Source organism: Citricoccus zhacaiensis, assembly GCF_014645315.1.
In the GTDB taxonomy this organism is placed as follows: Bacteria; Actinomycetota; Actinomycetes; order Actinomycetales; family Micrococcaceae; genus Citricoccus; species Citricoccus zhacaiensis.
In genome coordinates, this window is sequence record NZ_BMLQ01000008.1 from 50,918 (window position 1) to 76,300 (window position 25,383).

The window sequence follows — 25,383 nt, forward strand, 5'->3', positions numbered from 1 at the left end:
CTGTGCGCTACCAATATTCATATCAACCCACTATCCGGGTTGTCGCGTTCCCTTCGTGTGTCCGCGTCGCCCGGCCGAGTGAACAATCCACATCGGAGCCCCTACTACATGACCATTACCTCCACCGCCCCGCAGGTTGCCATCAATGACATTGGCACTGCTGAGGACTTCCTCGCCGCCGTTGACGCCACCATCAAGTACTTCAACGACGGCGATCTGGTCGAAGGCACCGTCGTCAAGGTCGACCGCGACGAAGTGCTGCTCGACATCGGCTACAAGACCGAAGGCGTCATCCCGTCCCGGGAACTTTCCATCAAGCATGACGTGGACCCGGACGAAGTTGTTGCCGTCGGCGACAGCGTGGAGGCCCTTGTCCTCACCAAGGAGGACAAGGAAGGCCGCCTGATCCTCTCCAAGAAGCGTGCTCAGTACGAGCGTGCCTGGGGCTCCATCGAGAAGATCAAGGAAGAGGACGGCGTCGTCACCGGCACCGTCATCGAGGTCGTCAAGGGCGGCCTCATCGTGGACATCGGCCTGCGCGGCTTCCTGCCCGCCTCCCTGGTCGAGATGCGCCGCGTCCGCGACCTGGCCCCGTACATCGGCCAGGAGCTGGAAGCCAAGATCATCGAGCTGGACAAGAACCGCAACAACGTGGTCCTGTCCCGCCGTGCGTGGCTTGAGCAGACCCAGTCCGAGGTCCGCTCCAACTTCCTGCACAAGCTGGAGAAGGGCCAGGTCCGCACCGGCACCGTCTCCTCGATCGTCAACTTCGGTGCCTTCGTGGACCTGGGCGGCGTCGACGGCCTGGTGCACGTCTCCGAGCTGTCCTGGAAGCACATCGACCACCCGTCCGAGGTCGTCGAGGTCGGCCAGGAAGTCACCGTCGAGGTGCTCGAGGTGGACATGGACCGCGAGCGTGTCTCCCTGTCCCTGAAGGCCACCCAGGAAGATCCCTGGCAGCTCTTCGCCCGCACCCACGCCCTCGGCCAGGTCGTGCCGGGCAAGGTCACCAAGCTGGTTCCGTTCGGTGCGTTCGTGCGCGTCGAGGACGGCATCGAGGGCCTGGTGCACATCTCCGAGCTGGCCTCCCGCCACATCGACACCGCCGAGCAGGTCGTGTCCGTCAACGACGAGCTGTTCGTCAAGGTCATCGACATCGACCTCGAGCGTCGCCGCATCTCGCTGTCCCTCAAGCAGGCCAACGAGGGCGTCGATCCGGAGGGCACCGAGTTCGACCCGGCGCTCTACGGCATGGCTGCCGAGTACGACGACGAGGGCAACTACAAGTACCCCGAGGGCTTCGATCCCGAGACCAACGAATGGCTCGAGGGCTTCGAGACCCAGCGCGCCGCGTGGGAGCAGCAGTACGCCGACGCCCAGGCCCGCTGGGAGGCTCACAAGGAGCAGGTGTCCCGCCACCTCAACGAGGATGCCGAGGTCGCGGCCGACGTCGAGTCCGGCGCCGCCTCCTACTCCTCCGACGACAACAACCAGGTTGCCGATCAGGGCACCCTGGCCTCCGACGAGGCCCTCGCCGCCCTGCGCGAGAAGCTCACCGGCAACTGATCTGCTGATCAGTCACGGGGCGGCCATGGGCTGACCCGCCGACCTGACAGGCCCCGCACCCTCCGGTGCGGGGCCTGTCTGCGTCCGGGCCGACGGAGCAGTCGCAGGGCCGGGGTAGCCGCGCGGGCACCACGGGTGTCACGGTGGAGCCATGACGATTCCACAGACGACACCGCTGCCCTATGACCCGGTCCATGACGGCACCGGGCTCGAGGTGCTCACCCAGTTCCTTGACTACTACCGGTCCGTGCTGCGCCGTAAGGTCGAGGGGCTGGAAGCGGAGGACCTGCAGCGCAGCATCCCTCCCAGCACCATGACCCTGGGCGGACTGCTCCACCACCTGGACTACGTGGAGGACGAATGGCTCGGGGTCCGCACGGCCGGGGAACCACCGGCCCCGCCCTGGGACCGGGCACCGTGGGACGAGGACAACGACTGGGATTGGCATCGTGCCGACGAGCTGACGCCCGAGGAGCTCCTGGCCGGCTTCGATGCGCGGGTGGAACGGTCCCGGCTCATCCAGCACCGGTGGACCGACCTGGACGCGGTCATCGCCCAGCCGGGGGAGCGGGGAACCACCTATCGGTATGTCCTTGTCCACCTGATCGAGGAGTATGCCCGCCACGCCGGGCACGCGGACCTGCTGCGTGAAATCGTGGACGGCACCGTCGGAGACTGACGGTCAGCCGGTCAGCGGCGGGTGCTGACGGTCACCGTGAACGTCCGGTCACGGGCGAGTTGCCGGGTGGGGCCCACGAGGCGCTCGAGCTCAGGCCGGTACATCAGGTGCGAGTTCCACACGCACCACAGCTCCCCACCGGGACGCAGCACCCGTGCCGAGGCGGCCATCAGGCGCACCGCGACCCGCGTGTCCACCGTGTTGCCCGCGTGGAACGGCGGATTGAGGACGAGAAGGTCCTCGCTGGCGTCGGGGAAGGTGGACAGGGCGTCATCCCTGAGGACCTCGATCCGGTCCTGGACCTCGTTGAGTGACGCCGTGAGCCGGGTGGACGCACAGGCGTCCGCGGACTGGTCAGTGGCGACGACGCTCAGCCCGCCCAGCCCGTCCAGCCCGGCCTGCTGCGAGGCCAGTGCCAGGTACACCGCGATCGTGCCGTTACCGCAGCCGACGTCCACGGCCCGCTTCCGTCCGGCCCACTCAAGCCCACCCCGCTGGAGGCCTGACTCCAACGAGCGGAGCAGGAAGGCCGTCCCCGGATCCAGGTTCGTCCCCCCGAAGGTGGCCCCGTGGGCGGCCAGGGCGAGCAGGCCCAAGCCGGGCATCTGGTGTTCGGCGGTCCGGGGGAACGGGGCGGGGCGTCCCCGCCGCGGGCCACGTGCGGTGATGACCCGGGACTTGGACCGGCCCCGGCCGGGCACCACCGAGCTGAAGTACCGCTCGAGGACTGTGTTCTGGCGCGGGGTCATGTGCTTGTCCCGGCCGCCCGCGAGGAGCAAGACGTCCGCGTGTGCGTGTTCGGCGATCAAGTGCGCCCACTGCTCCAGGGCGTCCAGGGAACGGGGCAGCTGCAGCAGGATCAGGCGCGCACCGGCCACCAGGTCAGGGCCGATGCCGTGACGGCTCAGCGGGCCGGCGTCCTCCAGCGCACCGGAGTCCCGGAACGTCGCCACATTGGCATCGAGTGAGCGCTCCTGGCCCAGGGCGTCCTGGCCGATCCGGACGGCATGTCCCGCGCTCAGCAGGGGCAGGGTGAGGGCACCGTGACGGTCCTCGAGGACGATCGCCGGAGGGACGCCGCCGTCATCCCGCGAAGCGGCATCCCACCAGGCCTGCGCCGTGTCCAGCAGCAGCAGATCCGCGGCGTCGTGGGCCTGGAGCTCGGGGGACTCGGGATAGGGCCACCGGGAGAGGGCGGCGAAGTCGAAGCCGGCGGTCAGCGCGGTCCGGTGGACCGGAGGAGTCTGGCCTCGGGGGACGGGGTACACGGCAGGAGAGCTCACGGCAGGTCCACCCACTCGGTGCCCAGCGTGCGGAAGTGGGCCGTCCCCGCGGTCACGGACGCCAGCCGCTCGGTGAACACGGCACCGGAACGGCCGTCGTCGGGCAGGGCCACCACCAGCGTGGCGGATCCGGAGCCGTAGCGTGTCTCCTGCACGTGGAAGCCCGCGGCCCGCAGCTCGTTCTCCCACCGCCCGGCCTCGGAGTGCGGGGCGTCGACGCCGGCCAGCACCATGCGCTGCCGCGTCACCATCTCGGTCTGGTCCAGGGTGGCGGACACGGCGTCCGAGTAGGCCCGGACCAGGCCTCCGGCACCGAGCTTCACCCCGCCGAAATAGCGGACGACGGCGACGCACACGTCGGACAGATCCCTCGCCATGGTGCCCTCGGGCCGTGAGCCGGTCTCGCGCTGGGACAGGGCCTCCAGCATGGGGACGCCCGCCGTGCCGGCGGGCTCGCCGTCATCCGAGGAACGCATGGCGTCCCGGTCCGGGCCGAGGATGAACGCGCTGCACACGTGCCTGGCCTCGTGGTGCTGCTTCCGGAGGGCCGCGATGAACGCGCGGGCCTCCTCTTCAGTGGTGACGCGTAGGGCATGGCCGATGAAGCGGGAGCGCCTGATCTCCAGTTCGTGGACGATCGGCGTACTGAACGTCATCGACGGGAGCACCGCATAGCGTGATGCCCGGGACCCGGGTTGCTCCTCAGCCATGCCGTCCACTCTACTGCCGAGTACCCATCCGGCTGTGATGAGGTAGTTTGTTGGCCAGCGTGAACCCGCCCCGGCATGACCGCCGGTGACAGCTCGATCGGAGGGGGACTCCACATGCTGACCCGATTGCACAACCGACTCGGTCTGCGCACCGGCCCGGCCATCTTCTTCATCTCAGCGTTGATCATCGTCGTCTTCACCCTGGCGATGGCGATCTTCCCGGGACCGGTCCAGGGTGCCTTCGGGGTGGTCTCCACCTACCTGCGCTATGACGTCGGCTGGTTCTACACCCTCGGCACCACGCTGTTGGTGGTCTTCGCCGTGGGACTGGCCCTGAGCCGCTTCGGCCGCATCAAGCTCGGCGACGACGACTCCGAACCCGAGTTCTCCGGACTCGCATGGTTCGGCATGCTCTTCGCCGCCGGCATCGGCGCCACCCTGATGTTCTGGGGCGTGGCCGAGCCCATGAACCACTACGCCAATCCTCCGCTGTACGGTACCGAGCCCCTCTCTGACCAGGCGGCCACGCAGGCCCTCGCCATCTCCAACTTCCACTTCGGCATCCATATGTGGGCCCTCCTGGTGGTCCCCGGGTTGTGCTTCGGATACTTCACCTACAAGCGCAAGCTGCCGCCGCGCGTGTCCTCGGCCCTGCAGCCCCTGCTCGGGGACCGGATCCACGGACCGTGGGGCAAGCTCGTGGACATCATCTCCGTGCTGTCCACCGTGTTCGGTCTGGCGGTCTCCGTGGGTCTGGGCGCCATGCAGATCAACAGCGGGATGAACTACGTCATGGGCGTCCCCATCAGCGGGTGGCTGCAGGCGGGCATCGTCGCCATCATCACGGGCATCGCCCTGGCCTCCGCCCTGGCCGGTCTGGACAAGGGCATCAAGCGCCTGTCCTACCTGAACATCGTGCTGGCCATCGTGCTCTTGGTCTATGTGCTCATGTGGGGCGCCACCATGGACACCGTGCGCGGCATCGTCGAGTCGGCCGGGGCCTACCTGTCCCACCTGCCGGCGCTGTCCTTCTTCAACGACACCTTCGGCGGCGGTGAGTGGTCGGGCGACTGGACCGTCTTCTACTACGCCTGGACCGTGACGTGGTCGCCCTTCGTCGGGCTGTTCATCGCCCGGATCTCCCGCGGCCGCTCGATCCGCGCCTTCGTCACCGCCTGCCTCGGCCTGCCGACGGCCTTCGTGGTCATCTGGTTCGGCATCTACGGCCTGAGCGCCTTCACCATCGACCGTGCTGAGGGGACCGCGGGGTCTTTGACGGAGACGATCGTCACCGACGGGAACGTGGAGGCGGCGCTCTTCCAGCTGCTGCAGTCCTACCCGCTGTACCTGGCCACCGCAGTCCTGGCCCTCATTGTCATCGTCATCTTCTTCGTCACCTCGCTCGACTCCGGCGCCCTGGTCCTGGACTCCATGGCCTCCGGGCACGAGGACGAGGGGCCGAAGCGCCAGCGCGTGTTCTGGGCCGTGTCCGTGGGACTCGTCTGCGGCGTCATCCTGGTGACCTCTGGGGAGAACGGCCTGAACGCGCTCCAGGAGGTCATCATCGTCATCGGTGCCCCGGTGATGGCGTTGTCCCTGTTCCAGGCCTGGCTGCTGCTCCAGGCCCTGCGCGAGGACGCCGGAACCACCCGGCCACTGCGCACCCGGCAGTGGAAGCAGGTGCTGCCGATCGAGGAGTACCACCGCCGAGCCCACGAGGACGAGCACGACCTGGACGAGTACGTGATCCGGCCGGAGTACGAGGTGGGCACCGAACCCGAGTACGAGGCACTCCAGCCGAACACCTACCACCGGCAACAGGCGCTGGAGGGCCGTGGGCTGCTGACGGTCGGCCTGACCGGTGGCATCGCCTCCGGGAAGTCGCTCGTGGCCCGTGACCTCGCGGAGTGGGGCGCCGTGGTCATCGACGCCGACGAGCTGGCCCGCGCGGCCGTCGCTCCGGGGTCCGAGGCCCTGGCAGAGATCCGTGAGGGATTCGGCCCGGAGGTCATCACCGAGAGCGGCGAACTGGACCGCCAGGCCCTGGCACAGCTCGTCTTCGGCAACACCGTGGCCCGGGAGAGCCTCAATGACATCGTCCACCCGAGGGTGCGGGAGGAGATCCAGCGGATCGCCCGCGAGGCCGGCCCCGAGGCGGTGGTGGTGGTCGACCTGCCGCTGCTGGTGGAGACGGCCTCTGCGGGCGAGTTCGACGTGGTGCTCACCGTGGAGACCCCTGCGGAGGCGAGGGTCAACCGGCTCGTGCACGAACGCGGGATGTCCATGCAGCAGGCCTGGGCACGGGTGGATGCCCAGGCCACGGACGCCGAGCGCCGGGAGGTCGCCGACGAGGTCATCGTCAACGATGCGAGCCTCAACGACCTGTCCGAGGCCACTCGGCGCTTCTGGGACGACCATGTGCAGCCAGTCCTCGATGAGCACCACGCCACCACCGCTGCGGGCAGTGCCACTCCTGAGGGCGGATCCCGGTGAGCGAGGTGAACGAGACGGAAGCCGGCATGGTCAGGCCCCGGCTGCACATCGGGCTGACGGGCGGCATCGCCAGCGGCAAGTCCACGGTGGCCGCGGAGCTATCCGCCCTCGGCGCCATCGTGGTGGACGCAGACGCACTCTCCCGCGCCGTCGTGGCGCCCGGCAGTGAAGGGCTGCGCAGCGTGCGTGAGTCCCTGGGCCCCGCCGCGATCGCGGCGGACGGATCCATGGACCGCGCCGCCGTCGCGAAGCTGGTGTTCGCCGATCCGGAGGCCAGGGCGCTGCTCAACGGGATCATCCATCCCCTGGTGCGGGCCGAGGGCCGGCGGCTCGTCAGCGAGGCCGGTCCGGACGCCGTCGTGGTCCAGGACGTGCCGCTGCTGGTGGAGTCCGGGCAGGCAGGCGCCTACGACCTCGTGCTGGTCGTGGAGGCGGACCCCGAGGAGCGGGTGGAGCGGATGGTCCGGGACCGGGGGATGACCGAGGACGATGCTCGGGCCCGGATCGCTGCCCAGGCCACGGACGAGCAGCGCCGCGCCGCGGCGGACGTGCTCATCGTCAACGACGCCGGCTTGGAGGACCTGCGCCGGACCACCCGACGCGTCTGGGAGCACTACGTGGCACCGCACCTGGAGGGGTTGACCAACGGGTCGAATGACGGGCCGGATGACGGGCCGGATGACGGGCAGACAGTCCGACCGATGGACGGAGCCTGAATCCGCCGGCGGTGAACCCCACGGCCGCTGCCTTCCCAGCGTGAATCGAACAGTTGTACGGTGGTGTCCATGAGTCTGGCGCAGAAGATCAACCGGCAGGTCGCCCCCTTCGAGGTCATCTCGGACTACCAGCCCTCCGGTGACCAGCCGAAGGCGATCGCCGAGCTCGCCGAGCGCGTCCAGGCCGGAGAGAAGGACATCGTCCTGCTCGGTGCCACCGGTACCGGCAAGTCGGCCACCACGGCCTGGCTGGTCGAGAAGGTGCAGCGTCCCACGCTCATCATGGTGCAGAACAAGACGCTCGCGGCGCAGCTGGCCAACGAATTCCGGGAGCTGCTGCCGAACAACGCGGTCGAGTACTTCGTCTCCTACTACGACTACTACCAGCCGGAGGCATACGTTCCGCAGTCGGACACCTTCATCGAGAAGGACTCCTCGATCAATGAGGAGGTCGAGCGGCTGCGCCACTCCGCCACCAATGCCCTGCTGACCCGCCGTGACGTGGTGGTGGTCGCCACCGTGTCCTGCATCTACGGCCTCGGTACCCCGGAGGAGTACATCGAGCAGATGGTCACCCTGCGCCGGGGCGCGGAGATGGACCGGGACACGCTGTTGCGCCAGTTCGTGGCCATGCAGTACGTGCGCAATGACCAGGACTTCCATCGCGGGACCTTCCGGGTCCGCGGGGACACGGTCGAGATCATCCCGATGTACGAGGAACTGGCCATCCGGATCGAGTTCTTCGGGGACGAGATCGAGACCATCCAGACGCTCCACCCGCTGACCGGGCATGTGGTCCGCGAGGAGGAGGAGATGTACATCTTCCCGGCCTCCCACTACGTGGCCGGGGACGAGCGGATGCACCGGGCCATCGGCACCATCGAGGACGAGCTGCGGGACCGCCTGCAGGAGTTCGAGTCCCAGAACAAGCTGCTCGAGGCGCAGCGGCTGCGGATGCGCACCACCTATGACCTCGAGATGATGCAGGAGATGGGGTACTGCAACGGCATCGAGAACTACTCGCGGCACATCGACGGACGTGAGTCTGGTTCCGCCCCGCACTGCCTACTCGACTACTTCCCGGACGACTTCCTGCTGGTGGTGGACGAGTCCCACGTGACCATCCCGCAGATCGGGGCCATGTACGAGGGGGACATGTCCCGCAAGCGCACCCTGGTGGAGCACGGGTTCCGGTTGCCGTCCGCCATGGACAACCGGCCCCTGAAGTGGGACGAGTTCCTGGAGAGGATCGGCCAGACCGTCTACCTGTCAGCCACGCCCGGCAAGTACGAGCTGGGCCAGGCCGACGGGGTGGTGGAGCAGATCATCCGGCCCACGGGGCTGGTGGACCCGGAGCTGGTGGTCAAGCCGACCCAGGGCCAGATCGACGACCTGCTCGAGGAGATCCGCGTCCGCAGCGAACGTGACGAGCGGGTGCTGGTGACCACGCTGACCAAGCGTATGGCCGAGGATCTCACTGAGTACCTGCTTGAGCACGGGGTCAAGGTGGAGTACCTGCACTCGGACGTGGACACCCTGCGGCGCGTGGAGCTGCTGCGGGACCTGCGCAAGGGCGTCTTCGACGTTCTGGTGGGCATCAACCTGCTGCGCGAGGGGCTGGACCTGCCCGAGGTCTCCCTCGTGTCCATCCTGGATGCGGACAAGGAGGGCTTCCTGCGCTCCTCCACGTCACTGATCCAGACCATCGGCCGCGCGGCCCGCAATGTGGACGGGCAGGTCCACATGTATGCCGACCGGATCACCGACTCCATGCGGCAGGCCATCGACGAGACCAACCGACGCCGTGAGGTGCAGGAGGCGTACAACAAGGAACACGGCATCGACCCGACGCCGCTGCGCAAGAAGATCGCAGACATCACCGACCAGCTCGCCCGGGAGGACGCCGACTCCGCGGACTTCCTCGCCGGCATGGGTGGGGTGAAGACCGGCTTCGACTACGGGATGGGCAAGCGCGGTTACACCGCCACGATCTCGGATGAACAGCGCGCCGCAGCCGCGCATGCGGCCGAGGGAGACTCGGCCGACGGCTCCGGCGGTACGGGCGCCCCGGACTTCGCGAAGCTGCCGGCCAAGGACCTGTCCGAGCTGATCGAGCAGATGAGTGCCCAGATGCACCAGGCGGCCGTGGACCTGCAGTTCGAGCTGGCCGCGCGGATCCGTGACGAGGTGTCCGAGCTGAAGAAGGAACTGCGGCAGATGCAGCGCGAGGGCCACGCCTGAGACGGCCGCCACTCCTGACTACAGGCGGAGGCGGGGTAGACTGTTCCACGGCGTAGGGGAGTATCCCTAACACTGCGGACGTCAACACGCAGCCCGGGCCGGCCATCACCGATGCCGGACGGACTGCCGGACGCAGTGGCCTGTCGTGTCCGGCAGGCGGAGAGACTTGCGGCACACACCCAGACCTACGGAAAGTGACTGCATGGAAATCAATGCGCTGACGTGGATCATCACCGTCGCGGTGATCATCGCGCTCCTCCTCTTCGATTACATCTTCCACGTGCGGAAGGCCCACACGCCCACCATCAAGGAAGCGGCCATCTGGTCCGCGATCTACGTGGGCATCGCCCTGGTGTTCGGCCTGGTGTTCTTCCTCTTCGGGGACACCCAGCACGCCATCGAGTACTATTCGGGCTACATCACCGAGAAGGCGCTGAGTGTCGACAACCTCTTCGTGTTCCTGGTCATCATGGCCTCCTTCCAAGTCCCCCGTGAATACCAGCAGAAGGTGCTGCTCTTCGGCATCACCTTCGCCCTGATCTCACGAACCGCCTTCATCCTGGCCGGTGCCGCCATCATCTCGGCCTGGTCTGACGTCTTCTACCTGTTCGGCCTCGCGCTGCTGCTCATCGCGGGCGGCCAACTGAAGGGCGAGCTGGCGGCCGACGAGAAGGAGAAGGACGAGGCGGACAACTTCCTCGTCCGGCTCGCCAAGCGCATCCTGCCGGCCTCGGACCGCTACGACGGTGACAAGCTGTTCACCCGTGAGAACGGCAAGCGGCTGATGACGCCCATGCTGCTCGTGATGGTGTCCATCGGCCTGACCGACGTCCTCTTCGCCTTCGACTCGATTCCGGCCATCTACGGCCTCACCCAGGATCCGTACATCGTCTTCACGGCCACGGCATTCTCGCTGATGGGCCTGCGCCAGCTGTTCTTCCTCATCGACGGCCTGCTGGACCGCCTCGTCTACCTGTCCTACGGCCTCTCCGCCATCCTCGGGTTCATTGGCGTCAAGCTCATCCTGCACGCCTTGCATGACAACAACCTGCCGTTCATCAACGGTGGCGAGAACGTCCCGGTTGTCACCATCGAGACGGACGTGTCCCTGCTGGTCATCGTCGGCATCCTCATCGTCACCGTCCTGGCGTCCCTGTACAGCCCCAAGGGCAAGGCCCTGGTGGCCCTGCAGAACGCCGAGAAGTTCTCCCACCGCTATTCCAAGCTGGATGAGAACGCCTCCGCCGAGGAGCGCCGCAAGGCCGAGGAGCTGATGGACAAGTGGACCAGCGCGGCGGAGAACGTGTCCCCGCATTTCCGCGACGACCTCATCGAGCACAAGGACAGTTACTCGGAGATCATCCGGACCGCCCACGAGACCCGGGTGGCCACGGCCCAGGCCGAGGGTCGGGACGTCCCGACGATCTCCAACTCCATCGTCAAGAACGAGGGCCCCAAGGTCTGAGTTCCCTGTGATGGTCCTGCCGAACGTCGTACTGACGAGCGATCGGTGGATTCCTGAACCTGAAGGCCCGCACCGGATACTCCGGTGCGGGCCTTCTGGCGTTCTCAGGCCTCGGCCACGGGCAGGCTTCGATTGCGGAGAGCCGCTGGTCAGAGAGAGCGGTCGGTCAGAGGGAGCCGTCGGTCAGGGACAACAACCGGCGCAGGATCGCGGGACCGTCATCCCCGATGCCGTCATGATGGAACTCGTCGGTCTCCCACACTCGCAACCCGCGCACACGGGACGCGGTCTCCAGGGAGAGGTCCCGGTCCACGTAGACATCGTGGGTGTAGACGGCGGCGGCCGTCGGGACGGTATTGGCGGCCAAGGCCTCCGGGTCGTACAAGGGACCCCAATCGGTACGGCGTGCCAACTCCTCGGTCACGGACTGCAGTGACCCGAGGGCGGGGTCCAGATCCGCATACCAGTCGAAGACCATCTCCCCGGTGAGCAGCGGGTGTGCGGTCCGGTCCGGGTCGAAGTCCGCGAGGTCGGGGGACGACCGCAGGACGCGTTGGGCGGCCCATGCCGTGTCCGTGGCATCCTCCGGCGGTGAAGCCGGCTGTGCCGCCGGTGGCAGTTCGGGCTGCGTCCGCGAGACCTGAGCCGGCTGGGCGTAGATGGACTCGTGCATCACCAGATAGAGCGGATTCGTGGCCCGGGTGACCTGCTGGTACAGGCCGTGCAGGAAGGTGTCGGTGAGGGTGTGGGTGAGGGCTTCGGTGCAGGTCCCCGCGGCGACCGGCTGCGGTTCGAACGCCTCCTGGAGCAGGTAGTGCAGCTGGTCCATCCGGGTGTTGCCGCCGAGGAACATCCCCAGCATCTGGACGCGTCCCACCGTGACGGGCGACCCGTCCGGGAGTACCACCGACGGCGCGGCCCCCGTCTCGCCGGCACGAACGGCATCGTAGACGCGGGCCAGGATCTGACGGTCCTCGGGAAAACGCCCGAAGTACTCCTCGTTGCGCGCACGCATGCGCTGATAGGTGGCGCGGTAGACGCGGGCCGGGGGGCCGTCCAGTGGCGCGAGGCCACCGGTGATGAGAGCGCGGGACATCCCCTCGGGGTGCCACGACAGGTAGCTCAGCGTGCAGAACCCGCCGAAGCTCTGCCCGAAGACCGTCCACGGCTCCGCACCGAGCAGTAGCCGGATCAGCTCGGCATCCTGCACGATGGAGGGTGCCCGGAAGTGCACCAGGTAGTCCGCCTGCTCCTCGGGCGTGCCGATCAGGGGCAGCGTGTTGCGGTTGGCGGGGGTGGACAGACCGGTGCCGCGCTGGTCCAGCATCAGGATCCGGAACCGCTGGGATGCCTCCTTCATCCACCCGCCCAGCTGGGCCTGGCGCACGCCCTTGCCCCCGGGCCCGCCCTGCAGGAACAACAGCCACGGCAGACCGTGCTCTGCGCCGGATGCCCAGTCCTCTGCCGAACTGTCCAGGGGCGCTGTGCTGTCCGGGTGGACGCCGGAGACGTACTCGCGGGCGTACACTCGGATCAGCGACTCCTCCGGCCGGGCATGGTCCAACGGCAGCTCGAACCAGTGGTCGGTGATCCGTGTCCCGTCCAGCAATTGAGCCGCCGGGCCGGCGCGGTGGGTACACGCACCCGAGGCGATCACCTCGGCCGGCCGCGCAAAGGTGCGGGGGTCACCGGTGCAGCTCACACTGTCCACCCAGGCTCCGGGGCGCCCACGGACACCACGTGCACCACGGGGTGGGCGGCCTCATCCGAGGCGTCCAGGTCGACGAGGGCGTTGATTCCCCAGTCCAGGTGGCCCTCCGGGTCGACGAGGACCTGCCGGACCGTCCACCAACGGGAGCCGGAGACGCCGGCCGGGGCGCCGCCGTCGGGCCCCGGCTGGGGCGTGGTGTCCACGCGGAAGTACTGGGGTCCGCGGGCGGTGGGGCCGTCGTCGATGTCCTCGTAGTCCCCGAAGTAGCCGTCCAGCGCATCCGCCCAGTCGTCGGCGGAGAACGAATCACCGGCGTCCTTGCCGAGCTCGGCGAGGGCACCGTCCTGCTCATCGCCGAACAGCCGCACCCGGCGGAACAGGGCGTTGCGGACCATCACGGTGAAGACCGGCTTGTTGGAGGTGAGGCGTGGCGGCTCCGGCGGGGCCAACTGCTCGTGGTCCTTCTTCAGTTCCTCGATGTCCCCGGCCAGCAGGTCCTCCCACTCCTCGATGAGTGAGGAGTCCGTCTGCTTGACGATCTCGTCCAGCCAGGCCACCAGGATGTCGAGTTCCTCGTCCCGGTCGTCCTGCGGGATGGTCTGCTTGAGCGCCTTGACGGCATCGGTCAGGTAGCGCAGCAGCACCCCCTCGGAGCGGGACAGCCCGTAGAAGTTCACGTAGTCGCCGAAGCCCATGGCGCGCTCGTACATGTCCCGGACCACGGACTTCGGGGTCAGCTCGAAGTCATGGAGCCAGGGGGCGGAGGCGCTGTACAGCTCGAACTGCTGCTCGAGCAGTTCGGCCAGCGGCATCGGGTACGTGACCTCATCGAGGGCGTTCATGCGGTCCGTATAGTCCATGCCCTCGGCCTTCATGGCCGCCACTGCCTCACCGCGAGCCTTCTTGACCTGGGCCGAGAGCACCTGACGGGGAGGCTCGAGGGTCGCCTCCACGATGGAGACCATGTCCAGGGCGTAACCCGGGTCGGCCGGATCGAGCAGGTCGAAGGCGGCGAGGGCGAAGGGGGAGAGGGGTTGGTTGAGAGCGAAGTTCGGCTGCAGCTCGACGGTGAGGTCCACGGTGCGGCCCTCGGCGTCCGGCTCGGGCAGTTTCTCCACCACGCCGGTGGCCAGCAGTTCGCGGAAGATGCCCAGGGAACGGCGCATGTGGGCGGCCTGCTTGGCCGGGGTCTCGTGACTGTTGCGCAGCATCCGGCGGACCGCGATGACCGGATCGCCCGGGCGGTCGAGGATGTTCAGCAGCATCGAGTGACTGATGCGCATCTGGCTGCTCATGGCCTCGGGCTCGGCTGAGATGAGCTTCTCGAAGGTGGCCTTGCCCCAGGAGACGAAGCCCTTCGGCGGCGTCTTCTTCGGGGAGGACTTCGTGGACTGCTTCATGCGCTTGCTGCGCTCGGCCTCGTCCTTGATGTTCGCGAACTTGGCGGCCGCCTTCTGCTGGGCCTTGGCATTCTCGATGACGTGCTCGGGGGCCTGCACCACCACCAGCCCCGAGGTGTCATAGCCGGCGCGGCCGGCCCGTCCGGCGATCTGGTGGAACTCGCGGGCGTGCAGGATGCGGGTGCGCTGACCGTCGTACTTGCTCAGGGCCGTGATGAGCACGGTGCGGATCGGCACGTTGATGCCCACGCCGAGGGTGTCCGTGCCGCAGATGACCTTCAGCAGCCCCTCCTGGGCCAGACGTTCCACGAGCCGGCGGTACTTGGGCAGCATCCCGGCATGGTGGACGCCGATGCCGGCCCGGACCAGTCGGTTGAGGGTCTTGCCGAAGCCGGCGGAGAACCTGAAGCCGGCGATCCGCTCCGCGATGGCATCCTTCTCCTCGCGGGTCGCCACGGACACGGAGGACAGGGACTGGGCCCGTTCGACGGCGTCCAGCTGGGAGAAGTGGACCACGTAGACCGGTGCCTGCCGGGTCTCCACGAGCTCGGCGACCTTGTCCTGCACCTGCTCCTCGGACCATTCATAGGTCAGGGGGATGGGCCGCTCCGCGTGCGCGACAGTGGTGGTGGTCCGACCCGTCCGTGCGGTCAGGTCCTCCTCGAACCGGGTGGTGTCCCCGAGCGTGGCGCTCATCAGCAGGAACTGCGCCTGCGGCAGCTCCAGCAGGGGCACCTGCCACGCCCAACCGCGCTGGGGATCGGCGTAGAAGTGGAACTCGTCCATGACCACCGGCCCCACGTCCAGGCCGGACCCCTCCCGCAGGGCCTGGTTCGCGAGGATCTCGGCCGTGCAGCAGATGATCGGGGCGTCTCCGTTCACGGAGGAGTCGCCCGTCACCATGCCGACGTGGTCTGCGCCGAAGATCTCCACCAGGGCGAAGAACTTCTCCGAGACCAGCGCCTTGATCGGGGCCGTGTAGTAGGTCCGCTGGCCGGTGGCCAGGGCCTGGAAGTGGGCGGCGATGGCCACCATGGACTTACCGGAGCCGGTGGGGGTGGCCAGGATGACGTTGTGGCCCTGCACGAGTTCCATGACCGCCTCGTCCTGCGCGGGATACAGGGAGATGTCCCGGGACTGGGACCACTCGAGGAAACCCTCGTACACGGCATCGGGGGAGAGGCGTTCCGGTGCGGTCGCGGGGCCGCCGGCGGGAGAGGGAATCAAGTCGGAGAGCAACATTACGTCCAGCTTACGTCGCGCCGGGGACGCGCTAGCGTGGGAGCATGCAGGACTTCACCTGGGATCCCCAGCAGTACACCGTCTTCGCCGACCGCCGGGCCCGGCCGTTCCGTGACCTCACGGCGAGGGTCCGGGCCACGGACCCGAAGACCGTGGTGGACCTGGGCTGTGGACCCGGCAATATGACGCGGACCCTGGCCGAGCGTTGGCCGGGCGCCCGCGTGATCGGCCTGGACTCCTCTGCGGACATGGTGGCCTCCGCCCAGCAGATGGCCGCGGAGTCGGGAGCGCCGGACAACCTGGAGTTCGCTCAGGTGGATGCCGAGCGCTGGGCACCGGACGCCGAGGTGGACGTGATCGTGTCCAATGCCATGCTGCAGTGGATCCCGGACCACCGGCAACTGGTGCGCGGGTGGCTCGAGGCCCTGAAGCCCGGGGCCTGGTTCGCGGTGCAGGTCCCCGGTAACTTCGCCGCCCCCTCGCATGCCACCATCGCGGAGATGTCCCGCCGCCCCGAGTTCGAGGACGCCCTGGAGGGCGTGGTGGAACGGGAGTCGGTCTACACCACGGACGAGTACCTGGAGACCCTGATCGCAGCGGGCTTCGAGGCGGACATCTGGGAGACCACCTACAGCCAGCCCCTCAGCGGACCGGATCCGGTGTACGACTGGGTCCGCGGCGCGGCCCTGCGTCCCTCCCTGCAGCGGCTGGAGGCCGCCGACCGGCGTGATGGCACCAACCTCCAGGAGCGGTACATCGAGGAGTACCGGCGGATCATGCGCGAGTCGTACCCGACCTACACCACGCCCGAAGGCGTGCGGCTGACGGACTACCCGTTCCGCCGCATCTTCATCGTGGGTGTGAAGAACGACCTCTCGCCCAGCATCTGAGCTCAACTCCGGGACGGTGACGTCAGGTCACCGCCGCCTCGGGCCTACCATCCGCGTGCGCGCCAGTCCCCGAGGTGGGGGCGTTCCGTGCCCAAGGTGGTCGCGTCACCGTGGCCGGGATGGACGATCATGTCATCCGGATACTGCTCGAACAACCGCTCCACCACGTCCGTGAACAGCGAGTCGAAGCGGTCCGGGTCCTGCTGCGTGTTCCCCACGCCTCCGGGGAACAGGCTGTCACCCGAGAAGCAGAGCGGCGGCCCGTCCTCCGGCTCGTAGACCAGCGCCACGGAGCCCGGGGTATGCCCGCGGAGCCCGACGACGGCCATCGAGATCCCGTCGAACGTCGCCGTATCGCCGTGGTTCAGCAGGACCTTCGCGGGCACGCCGGTCTCCCGCTCGATGGCATCGGCATCGTCCACGCCGGCCGCGGTCGGGACCCCCGTGGCCTCCACGACCTCGGCCAGGGCCCGAATGTGGTCCCAGTGCTGGTGGGTCGTGATGATCACGGCCAGCTTGAGCTCACAGGGGGTGTCGTCCTTCGCCGACTGCAGCAGCTCACTGACGGCCACGGCGTCGTCCGCGGCATCGATCAGCACCTGGGTCCCGGACGTCTTCGAGGTGAGGACGTACACGTTGTTGGCCATGTCGGAGACCGACCGCTGGCGGACCGTCACCCGGGGCAGATCGTGCAGCAACCGGATGGGGGAGGTGGATGAAGGCATGAGCCATAGTCTAAGGACGTTGACCGCCACCGGGGCAAGCCCGAATCAGGGGTCAAGTCTTGATCCCCGCAGCTCCATTCCTTGGATCGCCTCAGGTCTTGGCGGGGACGGCCTCGCGTCCTGGCGCTCGGATAAGGTGTCTGGACACACAGTCACCGGGCAAGACACTGGACACCACGGAATGCGGGGGACACATGGCGGCACGGGGCACATCAGGCCAACCGAAGGGTCCGGCGCAGCCGAAGGATCCATCTGCGGGTACGCCCCCGGCGAAGCTGCCCGCCACACCGGTGCCTGCGTGGCTGGTCAGCGCCCTGTCCATCAACACCGGCTCGACCGTCCCGCCCTATGAGCAGGTGCGGACCGGACTCCTCGACCTCATCCACCGCAAGAGGCTTCCGGTCGGCAGCAAGCTGCCCACGGTGCGTGCGCTGGCCTCGGCCCTGGGCGTGGCCGCGAACACCGTCGCCCGCGCGTACAAGGAACTGGAGCAGGCCGCCGTCGTGACCGCCCGGCCCCGGCTGGGGACCGTGGTGGCGCAGGGCAATGACACGGCAGAGTCCCAACTCGCCGCCGCGGCGGTCGCCTATGCCCAGGTCGCGCGTACCCTCGGGTACGGTCCGCGTGAGGCGACGCGGCAACTCGAGGCCGTGTTCCCGGCCTCCTGACAGAGAATTCGCTCAGGGCCGACGATTCGAAGAGGTGTTCGAAGCCTCTCTGCCATACAGTGGATTCCGTGCCGAAATCCCTCACGACTCCCGACTCCGATACGGTTCCCGCCACGTCCGCGTCCTCCACGTCCCGCAATTCCCGTGGTCTCGCCTCCGGCCCCGCAAGTGGGGCGCACCGCCATGATCCGGACCGGATCGTGGTCAAGGGTGCCCGCGAGCACAACCTGAAGAACGTGGACCTGGACATCCCGCGCGATGCGCTGGTCGTCTTCACCGGGCTCTCTGGCTCGGGCAAGTCCTCCCTCGCCTTCGACACGATCTTCGCGGAGGGCCAGCGCCGCTACGTGGAATCACTGTCCTCCTATGCGCGCATGTTCCTCGGCCGGGTGGACAAGCCCTCCGTGGACTTCATCGAGGGTCTGTCCCCGGCGGTCTCGATCGACCAGAAGTCCACGAACCGCAACCCGCGCTCCACGGTCGGGACCATCACCGAGGTCTACGACTACATGCGCCTGCTGTGGGCACGTATCGGCATCCCGCACTGCCCCGAGTGCGGCGAGCCGGCCAGCAGGCAGTCGCCACAGCAGATCGTGGACCAGCTCAGCGAGCTGCCCGCCAAGACCCGTTTCCAGGTGCTCGCCCCCGTGGCCCGGGGACGCAAGGGCGAATTCGTGGATGTCTTCACCGATCTCGCCACCCAGGGCTTCTCCCGGGCGATCGTGGACGGTGAACTCATCCAGCTGTCCGACCCTCCGAAGCTGAAGAAGCAGGTCAAGCACACCATCGCCGTGGTGGTGGACCGCCTGGCCATGAAGGACGGCATCCGCCAGCGCCTCACCGACTCGGTGGAGACCGCCCTGAACCTGGCCGACGGCCTCGTGGTCATCGACTTCGTGGACGTGGACGCCGCCGTGGACCCGGCCAAGGCCAACGCGGGCGAGTGGGACGCGTTCGATGCCGAGGGGACGCCCAAGTTCCGCTCGTTCTCGGAGAAGCTGTCCTGCCCCAACGGTCACCAGCTGACCATCGACGAGATCGAGCCCCGTTCCTTCTCCTTCAACAACCCCTTCGGCGCATGCACGGTCTGTACCGGTATCGGCACCAAGCTGGAGGTGGACGAGGACCTCGTGGTCCCGGACCAGGACAAGACCCTCCTGGAGGGGGCCATCGCCCCCTGGTCGATCGGCAAGTCGACCTCGGAGTACTGGCAGCGGCTGCTCTCCGGCCTGGCCAGCGAGGTCGGCTTCGGCATGGATGTGCCGTGGAAGGATCTGCCGGCCGCTGCCCGCAAGGCCGTCCTGCACGGCAAGGACTTCAAGGTCGAGGTGTCCTACCGGAACCGCTTCGGCCGCGAACGCCGGTACACCACCGGCTTCGAGGGGGTCATCGACTACATCCACCGCAAGCACCTCGAGACCGAGTCGGACCATGCCCGGGACCGCTACGAGTCCTACATGCGGGAGATCCCCTGCGCTGCCTGCAACGGCACCCGACTGAACCCGACCTCGCTGTCCGTGACCGTCGGCGGGAAGTCCATCTCCGAGACCACGGTCCTGCCGATGCAGGACGCCATCGACTTCTTCGAGCAGCTCGAGCTGTCCGAACGGGACGTGCAGATCGCGGACCAGGTCCTCAAGGAGATCCTGGCCCGCCTGCACTTCATGCTGGACGTGGGCCTCAACTACCTGAACCTGGAGCGGCCGGCCGGAACGCTGTCCGGCGGCGAGGCCCAGCGCATCCGCCTGGCCACCCAGATCGGTTCCGGGCTCGTCGGGGTGCTCTACGTCCTGGACGAGCCGTCCATCGGCCTGCACCAGCGGGACAACCGGCGGCTGATCGAGACGCTGCTGCGGCTCCGGGACCTCGGCAACACCCTGATCGTGGTGGAGCATGACGAGGACACGATCGCTGAGGCAGACTGGATCGTGGACATCGGCCCCCGGGCCGGTGAGCACGGCGGCGAGGTGGTCCACTCCGGCTCCCTCGAGGGCTTGAAGGCGAACGAACGCTCGCTGACCGGTGACTACCTGGCCGGGCGGCGCGAGATCGCCCTGCCGGAGCGGCGCCGTCCCCTGGACAAGAATCGGAAGATCACCGTGGTCGGGGCGCGGGAGAACAACCTGAAGGACGTCACCGTCGACTTCCCGCTCGGTGTGCTGACCGCCGTGACCGGCGTGTCCGGGTCCGGGAAGTCCACGCTCGTGAACGAGATCCTCTACAAGGTCCTCGCCAACCAGCTCAACCACGCCAAGCACGTCCCAGGCCGGCACAAGCGGGTCAACGGGCTGGACCAGCTGGACAAGGTCGTGCACGTGGACCAGAGTCCGATCGGCCGCACTCCGCGATCCAACCCGGCCACGTACACTGGCGTGTTCGACACCATCCGGAAACTCTTCGCGGACACCCAGGAGGCCAAGGTCCGCGGCTATCAGCCCGGGCGCTTCTCCTTCAACATCAAGGGCGGCCGCTGCGAGGCGTGCTCCGGTGACGGCACCCTCAAGATTGAGATGAACTTCCTGCCGGACGTCTACGTCCCCTGCGAGGTTTGCCACGGCGCCCGGTACAACCGGGAGACCCTCGAAGTCCACTACAAGGGCAAGAACATCGCCGAGGTGCTCCAGATGCCGATCGACGAGGCGGCGGACTTCTTCTCCGCCTACACCAAGATCTCGCGCTACCTCAACACCCTGGTGGATGTCGGACTCGGATACGTCAAGCTGGGCCAGCCCGCCACCACCCTCTCCGGCGGCGAGGCACAGCGGGTCAAGCTCGCGGCGGAGCTCCAGAAGCGCTCGAACGGCCGGACCATCTACGTGCTGGACGAGCCCACCACCGGTCTGCACTTCGAGGACATCCGCAAGCTGCTGGGCGTGCTGCAGTCCCTCGTGGAGAAGGGCAACACGGTGATCACGATCGAGCACAACCTGGACGTCATCAAGTCCGCCGACCACGTGATCGATCTCGGCCCGGAGGGCGGGTCCGGCGGCGGCAGCATCGTCGCCACCGGCACCCCGGAGCAGGTCGCCCGGAACGCGACCAGCCACACCGGCCAGTTCCTCGCGGAGATCCTGTGACCGTGCCCGGCAGCGCGATCCTCTTCGACCTGGACGGGACCTTGGTGGACCCCGCGGGGGCCATCACCGGGGGCATCGCCACCGCCCTGGAACGGCACGGCCTGCCCGTGCCCGGCCCCGACCGGCTCGCCTCCCTCGTGGGGCCACCGTTGCAGGAGAGCCTGGCGTCCCTCGAAGGCGTCACGGCAGAGAACATGCCCGCGGTGATCCGCGACTACCGGGCCGGCTACCTGAGCCACGGGATGGCGGCCAGCACCGTCTACCCCGGTGTCCGCGACGCTCTCGAGAACCTGGGGGCAGACCACCGGCTGGTCGTCGCCACCTCCAAGCCCCGCTCGCTTGCGCGCCAGCTGCTGCGCGTCCAGGGCCTCGACCATCTCTTCGTGACGGTCTGCGGCTCGAACGACGACGAGACCGCACCGCTGCCGCCGCACGGCACCAAGGTGCAGGCGATGGCCGAGGCACTGGCCGCCGTCGGGCATCCGGAGCGGGCAGTGATGGTGGGGGACCGGCACTTCGACCTGTCCGGGGCCACCCACCACGGGATCCCGGGGATCGGCGTGCTCTGGGGCTTCGGCAGCCGGCAGGAGCTGGAGGGAGCCGGGGCCACAGTCCTGTGTGAAGACGCGGACGACCTGCCCGCGCAATGCCGAGCTTTGGTGGCCGCGGCCCGGACCTGACCCGGGCACTATGATGGACCCGGTCCGCAGGAGCATCCCGGACACTCAGCTCTTTCGATTCCACTGGAGAGGACGGCCATGGCGACCAATGAAGCCGTGCGCACGGGGATCCGTGCCCTGGTCAAGGTCACCTGCCGGCCGACCATCACCGGCCTGGAGAACGTGCCGGAGTCTGGCGGGTTCATCGTGGCCAGCAACCACCTGTCCTTCTTCGACTCCGTGATCCTGCAGGCCATCATGCCGCGCATGGTGCACTTCTTCGCCAAGGCCGAGTACTTCACCCAGCCCGGCGTCAAAGGCAAGGTGATGAAGGGCTTCTTCGACTCGGTGGGATCGATTCCCGTCGAACGCAGTGAGAAGGCTGCCTCCGTGGCGGCCCTGGAGCTGCTCATGGGTCACGTGGAGGCCGGATCGGGGGTCGGCATCTACCCCGAGGGCACCCGCAGCCGGGACGGCCGCCTCTACAAGGGCCGCACCGGCGTCGGCTGGCTCGCCCTGGCCACGGGGATGCCGGTGGTGCCGGTCGGTCTGCGGGGAACCGAACGCCTCCAGCCGCCCGGTTCGAACCGGTTCACGCCGCACCGCTTCTCCTTGACCGTCGGCCAGCCCCTGCAGTTCGACCATCTCGGCACCAAGCACCCGCTGCCGCCCCGAAGGCAGGCGACGGCGGAGATCATGGACGCCATCGCGGCCCTCTCGGGCCAGGAACGCGCAGCCACCTACAACGCACCGGTCTCGGGCAACACCTCCGGCGGTCAGGCCGGACAGAACCCGACGCCCGCCCAGGACTGAGGCGCCATGGCTGATCCGGCCAGTTACCGCCCGAGGACCGGTGAGGTGCCCACCTCGCCGGGGGTGTACCGCTTCCGCGACCCGGACGGGCGCGTCATCTACGTGGGCAAGGCCAAGAACCTGCGGTCCCGCCTCGCGTCCTACTTCCAGGATCCCAACGGTCTGCATCCCAAGACCCGCGCGATGGTGTTCACCGCTGCTTCGGTGGAGTGGACCGTGGTCGGCTCGGAGCTGGAGGCCCTGCAGCTCGAGTACACCTGGATCAAGCAGTACACGCCGCGGTTCAACATCATGTACCGGGATGACAAGTCCTACCCGTACCTCGCCGTGACGATGAACGAGAAGTACCCGCGGGTGCAGGTCATGCGCGGGGACAAGCGCAAGGGCGTGAAGTACTTCGGGCCCTTCCACCCGGCCAAGGCCATCCGCGAGACCGTGGACCTGATGCTCCGAGTGTTCCCGGTCCGAACCTGTTCCTCCGGCGTCTTCCGCCGGGCCGAGCTCTCGGGCCGGCCCTGCCTGATGGGCTACATCGACAAGTGTGCCGCCCCGTGCGTGGACCGGATCAGCCAGGCGGGGCACCGGCAGCTCGCGCAGGACTTCTGCGACTTCATGGCCGGGGACGCCCAGAAGTACATCCGCCGGCTCGAAACCCAGATGAAGGAGGCCGTGGCGGACCTGCGCTACGAGGATGCCGCGCGGCGCCGGGACGACATCGCTGCCCTGAAGCGGGTGTTCGAGCGCAATGCCGTGGTCCTCTCGGAGTCCACGGAGGCGGACATCTTCGCCTTCGCCGACGACGAGCTCGAGGCCGCCGTCCAGGTGTTCCACGTCCGGGACGGGCGCATCCGCGGTCAGCGCGGCTGGGTGGTCGAGAAGGTTGAGGACGTCTCGGGTGCCACTATGGTGGAGCAGCTCCTCGAGCAGGTCTACGGCTCGCTCGAGGACACCAGCCGCATCCCGCGCGAGGTCCTCGTGCCCGAACTGCCGGAGAACGCCGACCAGGTGGCCGCCCTGCTGTCCGGCATGCGGGGTGCCCAGGTGAGTCTGCGGGTGCCGCAGCGCGGTGACAAGAGCTCCCTGATGGAGACTGTCAAGGAGAACGCCGTGCTCGCCCTGCGGGTGCACAAGACACGCCGCTCCGGAGACCTGACCACCCGATCGGCCGCCCTGCGTGAACTCCAGGACGCCCTCGAACTGCCCGAGCCGCTGCTGCGGATCGAGTGCTATGACATCTCCCACGTCTCCGGGACCAACGTGGTCGGTTCCATGGTGGTGGTCGAGGACGGGATGCCGAAGAAGGCCGACTACCGCAAGTTCAGCGTGACGGGGGAGGCCGCCCGGGATGACACCGCCGCCATGCGTAACGTCCTCACCCGCCGGTTCCGCCACTACCTGGAGGATCAGGAGCGCAGTGGCACGTTCGCCACCGGGGAGATCGCTCTCGAGACGGATCCGCCGGATCCGGCGGACCCGGCTGGTCAGACGGGTCCCGGCGGAGCGGCCGAGGGTCCGTCCGGGGCACCCGCGGACGGTCCGTCCTCGCGCCGTTTCGCCTACCCGCCCTCCCTCGTGGTGGTCGACGGCGGCCCCCCACAAGTCGCCTCGGCCGTCCAGGCCCTCGCGGACCTGGGGATCACCGACCTGCCCGTGGTCGGCCTCGCCAAGCGGCTCGAGGAGCTGTGGCTGCCGGGCGAGGAATTCCCCCTCGTGCTTCCGCGTGCCTCCCAAGGGCTCTACATGCTGCAGCGGATCCGCGATGAGTCCCATCGCTTCGCCATCACCTTCCACCGGGAGAAGCGTGGCAAGTCCATGGTCTCCTCCGCACTGGACGGCATCGAGGGCCTCGGCCCGGCCAAGCAGAAGGTCCTGCTCAAGCACTTCGGCTCGGTCAAGCGCATCCGTGCCGCCAGCGTGGATCAGCTGCAGGAGGCCCGTGGCATCGGTCCGGCCCTGGCGGCCACCGTCCATGCGGCGCTGCACCCCGAGATCTCGGCGTCCGAGAACGAGCCCACTGAGGCTATGGAGGTCGACGATATGGCGTCCGCGGATCGGGTGACGCAGGGCATCAACCTGACCACCGGGGAGATCCTGGACTGAGCGGAGCGGACCGAACGACGTGGTCAGCGTGAATCTGGGTAGTCTGGACGCATGAGCGACGGACTGACCCCGGTGAAACCACCCACCTCTGAAGTCCTCATCGTCACCGGTATGTCGGGGGCGGGACGGACCACCGCCGCCCACGCACTGGAGGACCACGGTTGGTACGTGGTGGAGAACATCCCGCCACAGCTCTTCATCACCCTGACGGACCTGGTAGGCCGTTCCCCGGAGGCGATCCCGCGGCTGGCCCTCGTGGTGGACGTGCGGTCCAAGGAGCTCTTCAAGGACATCCAGGAGGCCCTGGGGCAGTTGCGTGCCCAGGGTGTCGACTACCGCGTCCTCTTCCTGGACGCCAGTGACGAGTTGCTGGTGCGCCGTTTCGAGTCGGCCCGCCGCCCGCACCCGCTGCAGGGTTCCGGCCGCATCCCGGACGGGATCGCCGCCGAACGCCTGCTCCTGCGGGAACTGAAGGAGGAAGCCGAGATCGTCGTGGACACCACCACGAAGAACGTGCACTCGCTGGCCACCACCATCACGGAGCTGTTCACCGAATCCGGGCCCATCGTGCTGCGCCTGAACGTCATGAGCTTCGGCTTCAAGTACGGGCTCCCGCAGGATGCGAACTTCATGGCCGATGTCCGGTTCCTGCCGAACCCGCACTGGGTCCCCGAGCTGCGTCCCTTCACCGGCCAGGACACCGCGGTCTCGGACTTCGTCCTGCAGCAGCAGGGTGCCAGTGAGTTCGTGGACCACTATCTCGAGGCGCTGGTCCCCGTCCTGGACGGCTACCGCCGGGAGAACAAGCACTACGCCACCTTCGCCATCGGCTGCACGGGCGGCAAGCACCGCTCGGTGGCCGTGGCCGAGGAGCTGGGCCACCGGCTGAGCCAGCAACCGCGGGTCACGGTCAATGTGCACCACCGTGACCTGGGCCGGGAATGA

18 protein-coding genes are annotated in these 25,383 nt (G+C 68.0%); 13 read left to right on the top strand and 5 right to left on the bottom strand.

Translation table 11 applies throughout. The annotated features are described in order from the left end of the window. The first annotated feature begins 108 nt into the window (after positions 1–108). Both rpsA and IEX49_RS13165 read left to right on the top strand, forming a co-directional pair. Positions 109–1,566, top strand: a complete 1,458-nt coding sequence (gene rpsA, locus IEX49_RS13160; RefSeq protein ID WP_188806625.1) for a 30S ribosomal protein S1 — start codon at positions 109–111, stop codon at positions 1,564–1,566. A 151-nt stretch (positions 1,567–1,717) separates the two neighbouring features. Continuing rightward, positions 1,718–2,245, top strand: a complete 528-nt coding sequence (locus tag IEX49_RS13165; RefSeq protein WP_188806626.1) for a DinB family protein — start codon at positions 1,718–1,720, stop codon at positions 2,243–2,245. Between the two features lie 11 nt (positions 2,246–2,256). On the opposite strand, the gene IEX49_RS13170 is transcribed toward IEX49_RS13165, so the two are convergent. Continuing rightward, positions 2,257–3,528: a class I SAM-dependent methyltransferase gene (locus tag IEX49_RS13170; protein ID WP_308421947.1), complete on the bottom strand. Its 1,272-nt coding sequence runs from the start codon at positions 3,526–3,528 to the stop codon at positions 2,257–2,259. Continuing rightward, entirely contained in the window at positions 3,525–4,238 is a 714-nt protein-coding gene (locus IEX49_RS13175; RefSeq protein ID WP_188806627.1) for an IMPACT family protein, read from the bottom strand. Before IEX49_RS13175 ends, IEX49_RS13170 begins: the two co-directional genes overlap by 4 nt. Positions 4,239–4,352: 114 nt before the next feature. Between IEX49_RS13175 and coaE (IEX49_RS13180) the strand changes: the two genes are divergently transcribed. The 4 genes from coaE (IEX49_RS13180) to IEX49_RS13195 all read left to right on the top strand — a co-directional run bounded on the left by coaE (IEX49_RS13180) (position 4,353) and on the right by IEX49_RS13195 (position 11,153). Continuing rightward, positions 4,353–6,731 carry a dephospho-CoA kinase gene (gene coaE, locus IEX49_RS13180; protein WP_188806628.1) on the top strand — a complete coding sequence of 793 codons (2,379 nt, stop codon included), beginning with the start codon at positions 4,353–4,355 and terminating at the stop codon, positions 6,729–6,731. Beyond that, positions 6,728–7,447: a dephospho-CoA kinase gene (coaE, locus tag IEX49_RS13185; RefSeq protein WP_229672667.1), complete on the top strand. Its 720-nt coding sequence runs from the start codon at positions 6,728–6,730 to the stop codon at positions 7,445–7,447. Before coaE (IEX49_RS13180) ends, coaE (IEX49_RS13185) begins: the two co-directional genes overlap by 4 nt. Before the next feature lie 69 nt (positions 7,448–7,516). Next, positions 7,517–9,688 (top strand): excinuclease ABC subunit UvrB, encoded by a 2,172-nt coding sequence (gene uvrB / locus IEX49_RS13190; protein WP_188806629.1) that lies wholly within the window; start codon positions 7,517–7,519, stop codon positions 9,686–9,688. Between the two features lie 202 nt (positions 9,689–9,890). Beyond that, entirely contained in the window at positions 9,891–11,153 is a 1,263-nt protein-coding gene (locus IEX49_RS13195) for a TerC family protein (RefSeq protein ID WP_188806630.1), read from the top strand. A gap of 166 nt (positions 11,154–11,319) precedes the next feature. On the opposite strand, the gene IEX49_RS13200 is transcribed toward IEX49_RS13195, so the two are convergent. Together IEX49_RS13200 and IEX49_RS13205 are read right to left on the bottom strand one after the other, a co-directional pair. Continuing rightward, positions 11,320–12,855, bottom strand: coding sequence for an alpha/beta fold hydrolase (locus IEX49_RS13200; RefSeq protein WP_373286735.1), 1,536 nt, complete (start codon positions 12,853–12,855; stop codon positions 11,320–11,322). Next, positions 12,852–15,506 (bottom strand): DEAD/DEAH box helicase, encoded by a 2,655-nt coding sequence (locus tag IEX49_RS13205; RefSeq protein WP_188806631.1) that lies wholly within the window; start codon positions 15,504–15,506, stop codon positions 12,852–12,854. Before IEX49_RS13205 ends, IEX49_RS13200 begins: the two co-directional genes overlap by 4 nt. A gap of 44 nt (positions 15,507–15,550) precedes the next feature. Here IEX49_RS13205 and IEX49_RS13210 point away from each other — a divergent pair, with 44 nt between their 5' ends. Next, entirely contained in the window at positions 15,551–16,396 is an 846-nt protein-coding gene (locus IEX49_RS13210; RefSeq protein ID WP_188806632.1) for a methyltransferase domain-containing protein, read from the top strand. Positions 16,397–16,440: 44 nt separating this feature from the next. On the opposite strand, the gene IEX49_RS13215 is transcribed toward IEX49_RS13210, so the two are convergent. Beyond that, positions 16,441–17,121, bottom strand: a complete 681-nt coding sequence (locus IEX49_RS13215) for an MBL fold metallo-hydrolase (protein ID WP_188806633.1) — start codon at positions 17,119–17,121, stop codon at positions 16,441–16,443. A 290-nt stretch (positions 17,122–17,411) separates the two neighbouring features. On the opposite strand from IEX49_RS13215, the gene IEX49_RS13220 reads away from it, so the two are divergent. From IEX49_RS13220 to rapZ, 6 genes are all read left to right on the top strand, one after another. Next, entirely contained in the window at positions 17,412–17,789 is a 378-nt protein-coding gene (locus tag IEX49_RS13220; protein WP_229672668.1) for a GntR family transcriptional regulator, read from the top strand. Between the two features lie 197 nt (positions 17,790–17,986). Then, the gene (gene uvrA, locus IEX49_RS13225) at positions 17,987–20,866 is read left to right on the top strand and encodes an excinuclease ABC subunit UvrA (protein WP_229672695.1); all 2,880 of its coding nucleotides are present in this window, start codon (positions 17,987–17,989) and stop codon (positions 20,864–20,866) included. A gap of 2 nt (positions 20,867–20,868) precedes the next feature. Continuing rightward, positions 20,869–21,546 (top strand): HAD hydrolase-like protein, encoded by a 678-nt coding sequence (locus IEX49_RS13230; RefSeq protein ID WP_229672669.1) that lies wholly within the window; start codon positions 20,869–20,871, stop codon positions 21,544–21,546. A gap of 78 nt (positions 21,547–21,624) precedes the next feature. Further along, the gene (locus IEX49_RS13235) at positions 21,625–22,338 is read left to right on the top strand and encodes a lysophospholipid acyltransferase family protein (protein ID WP_188806636.1); all 714 of its coding nucleotides are present in this window, start codon (positions 21,625–21,627) and stop codon (positions 22,336–22,338) included. A gap of 6 nt (positions 22,339–22,344) precedes the next feature. Then, a complete protein-coding gene (gene uvrC / locus IEX49_RS13240; protein WP_188806637.1) occupies positions 22,345–24,438 on the top strand; it encodes an excinuclease ABC subunit UvrC in 2,094 nt (697 codons plus the stop codon). A 51-nt stretch (positions 24,439–24,489) separates the two neighbouring features. Beyond that, entirely contained in the window at positions 24,490–25,383 is an 894-nt protein-coding gene (rapZ, locus tag IEX49_RS13245; RefSeq protein WP_188806638.1) for an RNase adapter RapZ, read from the top strand.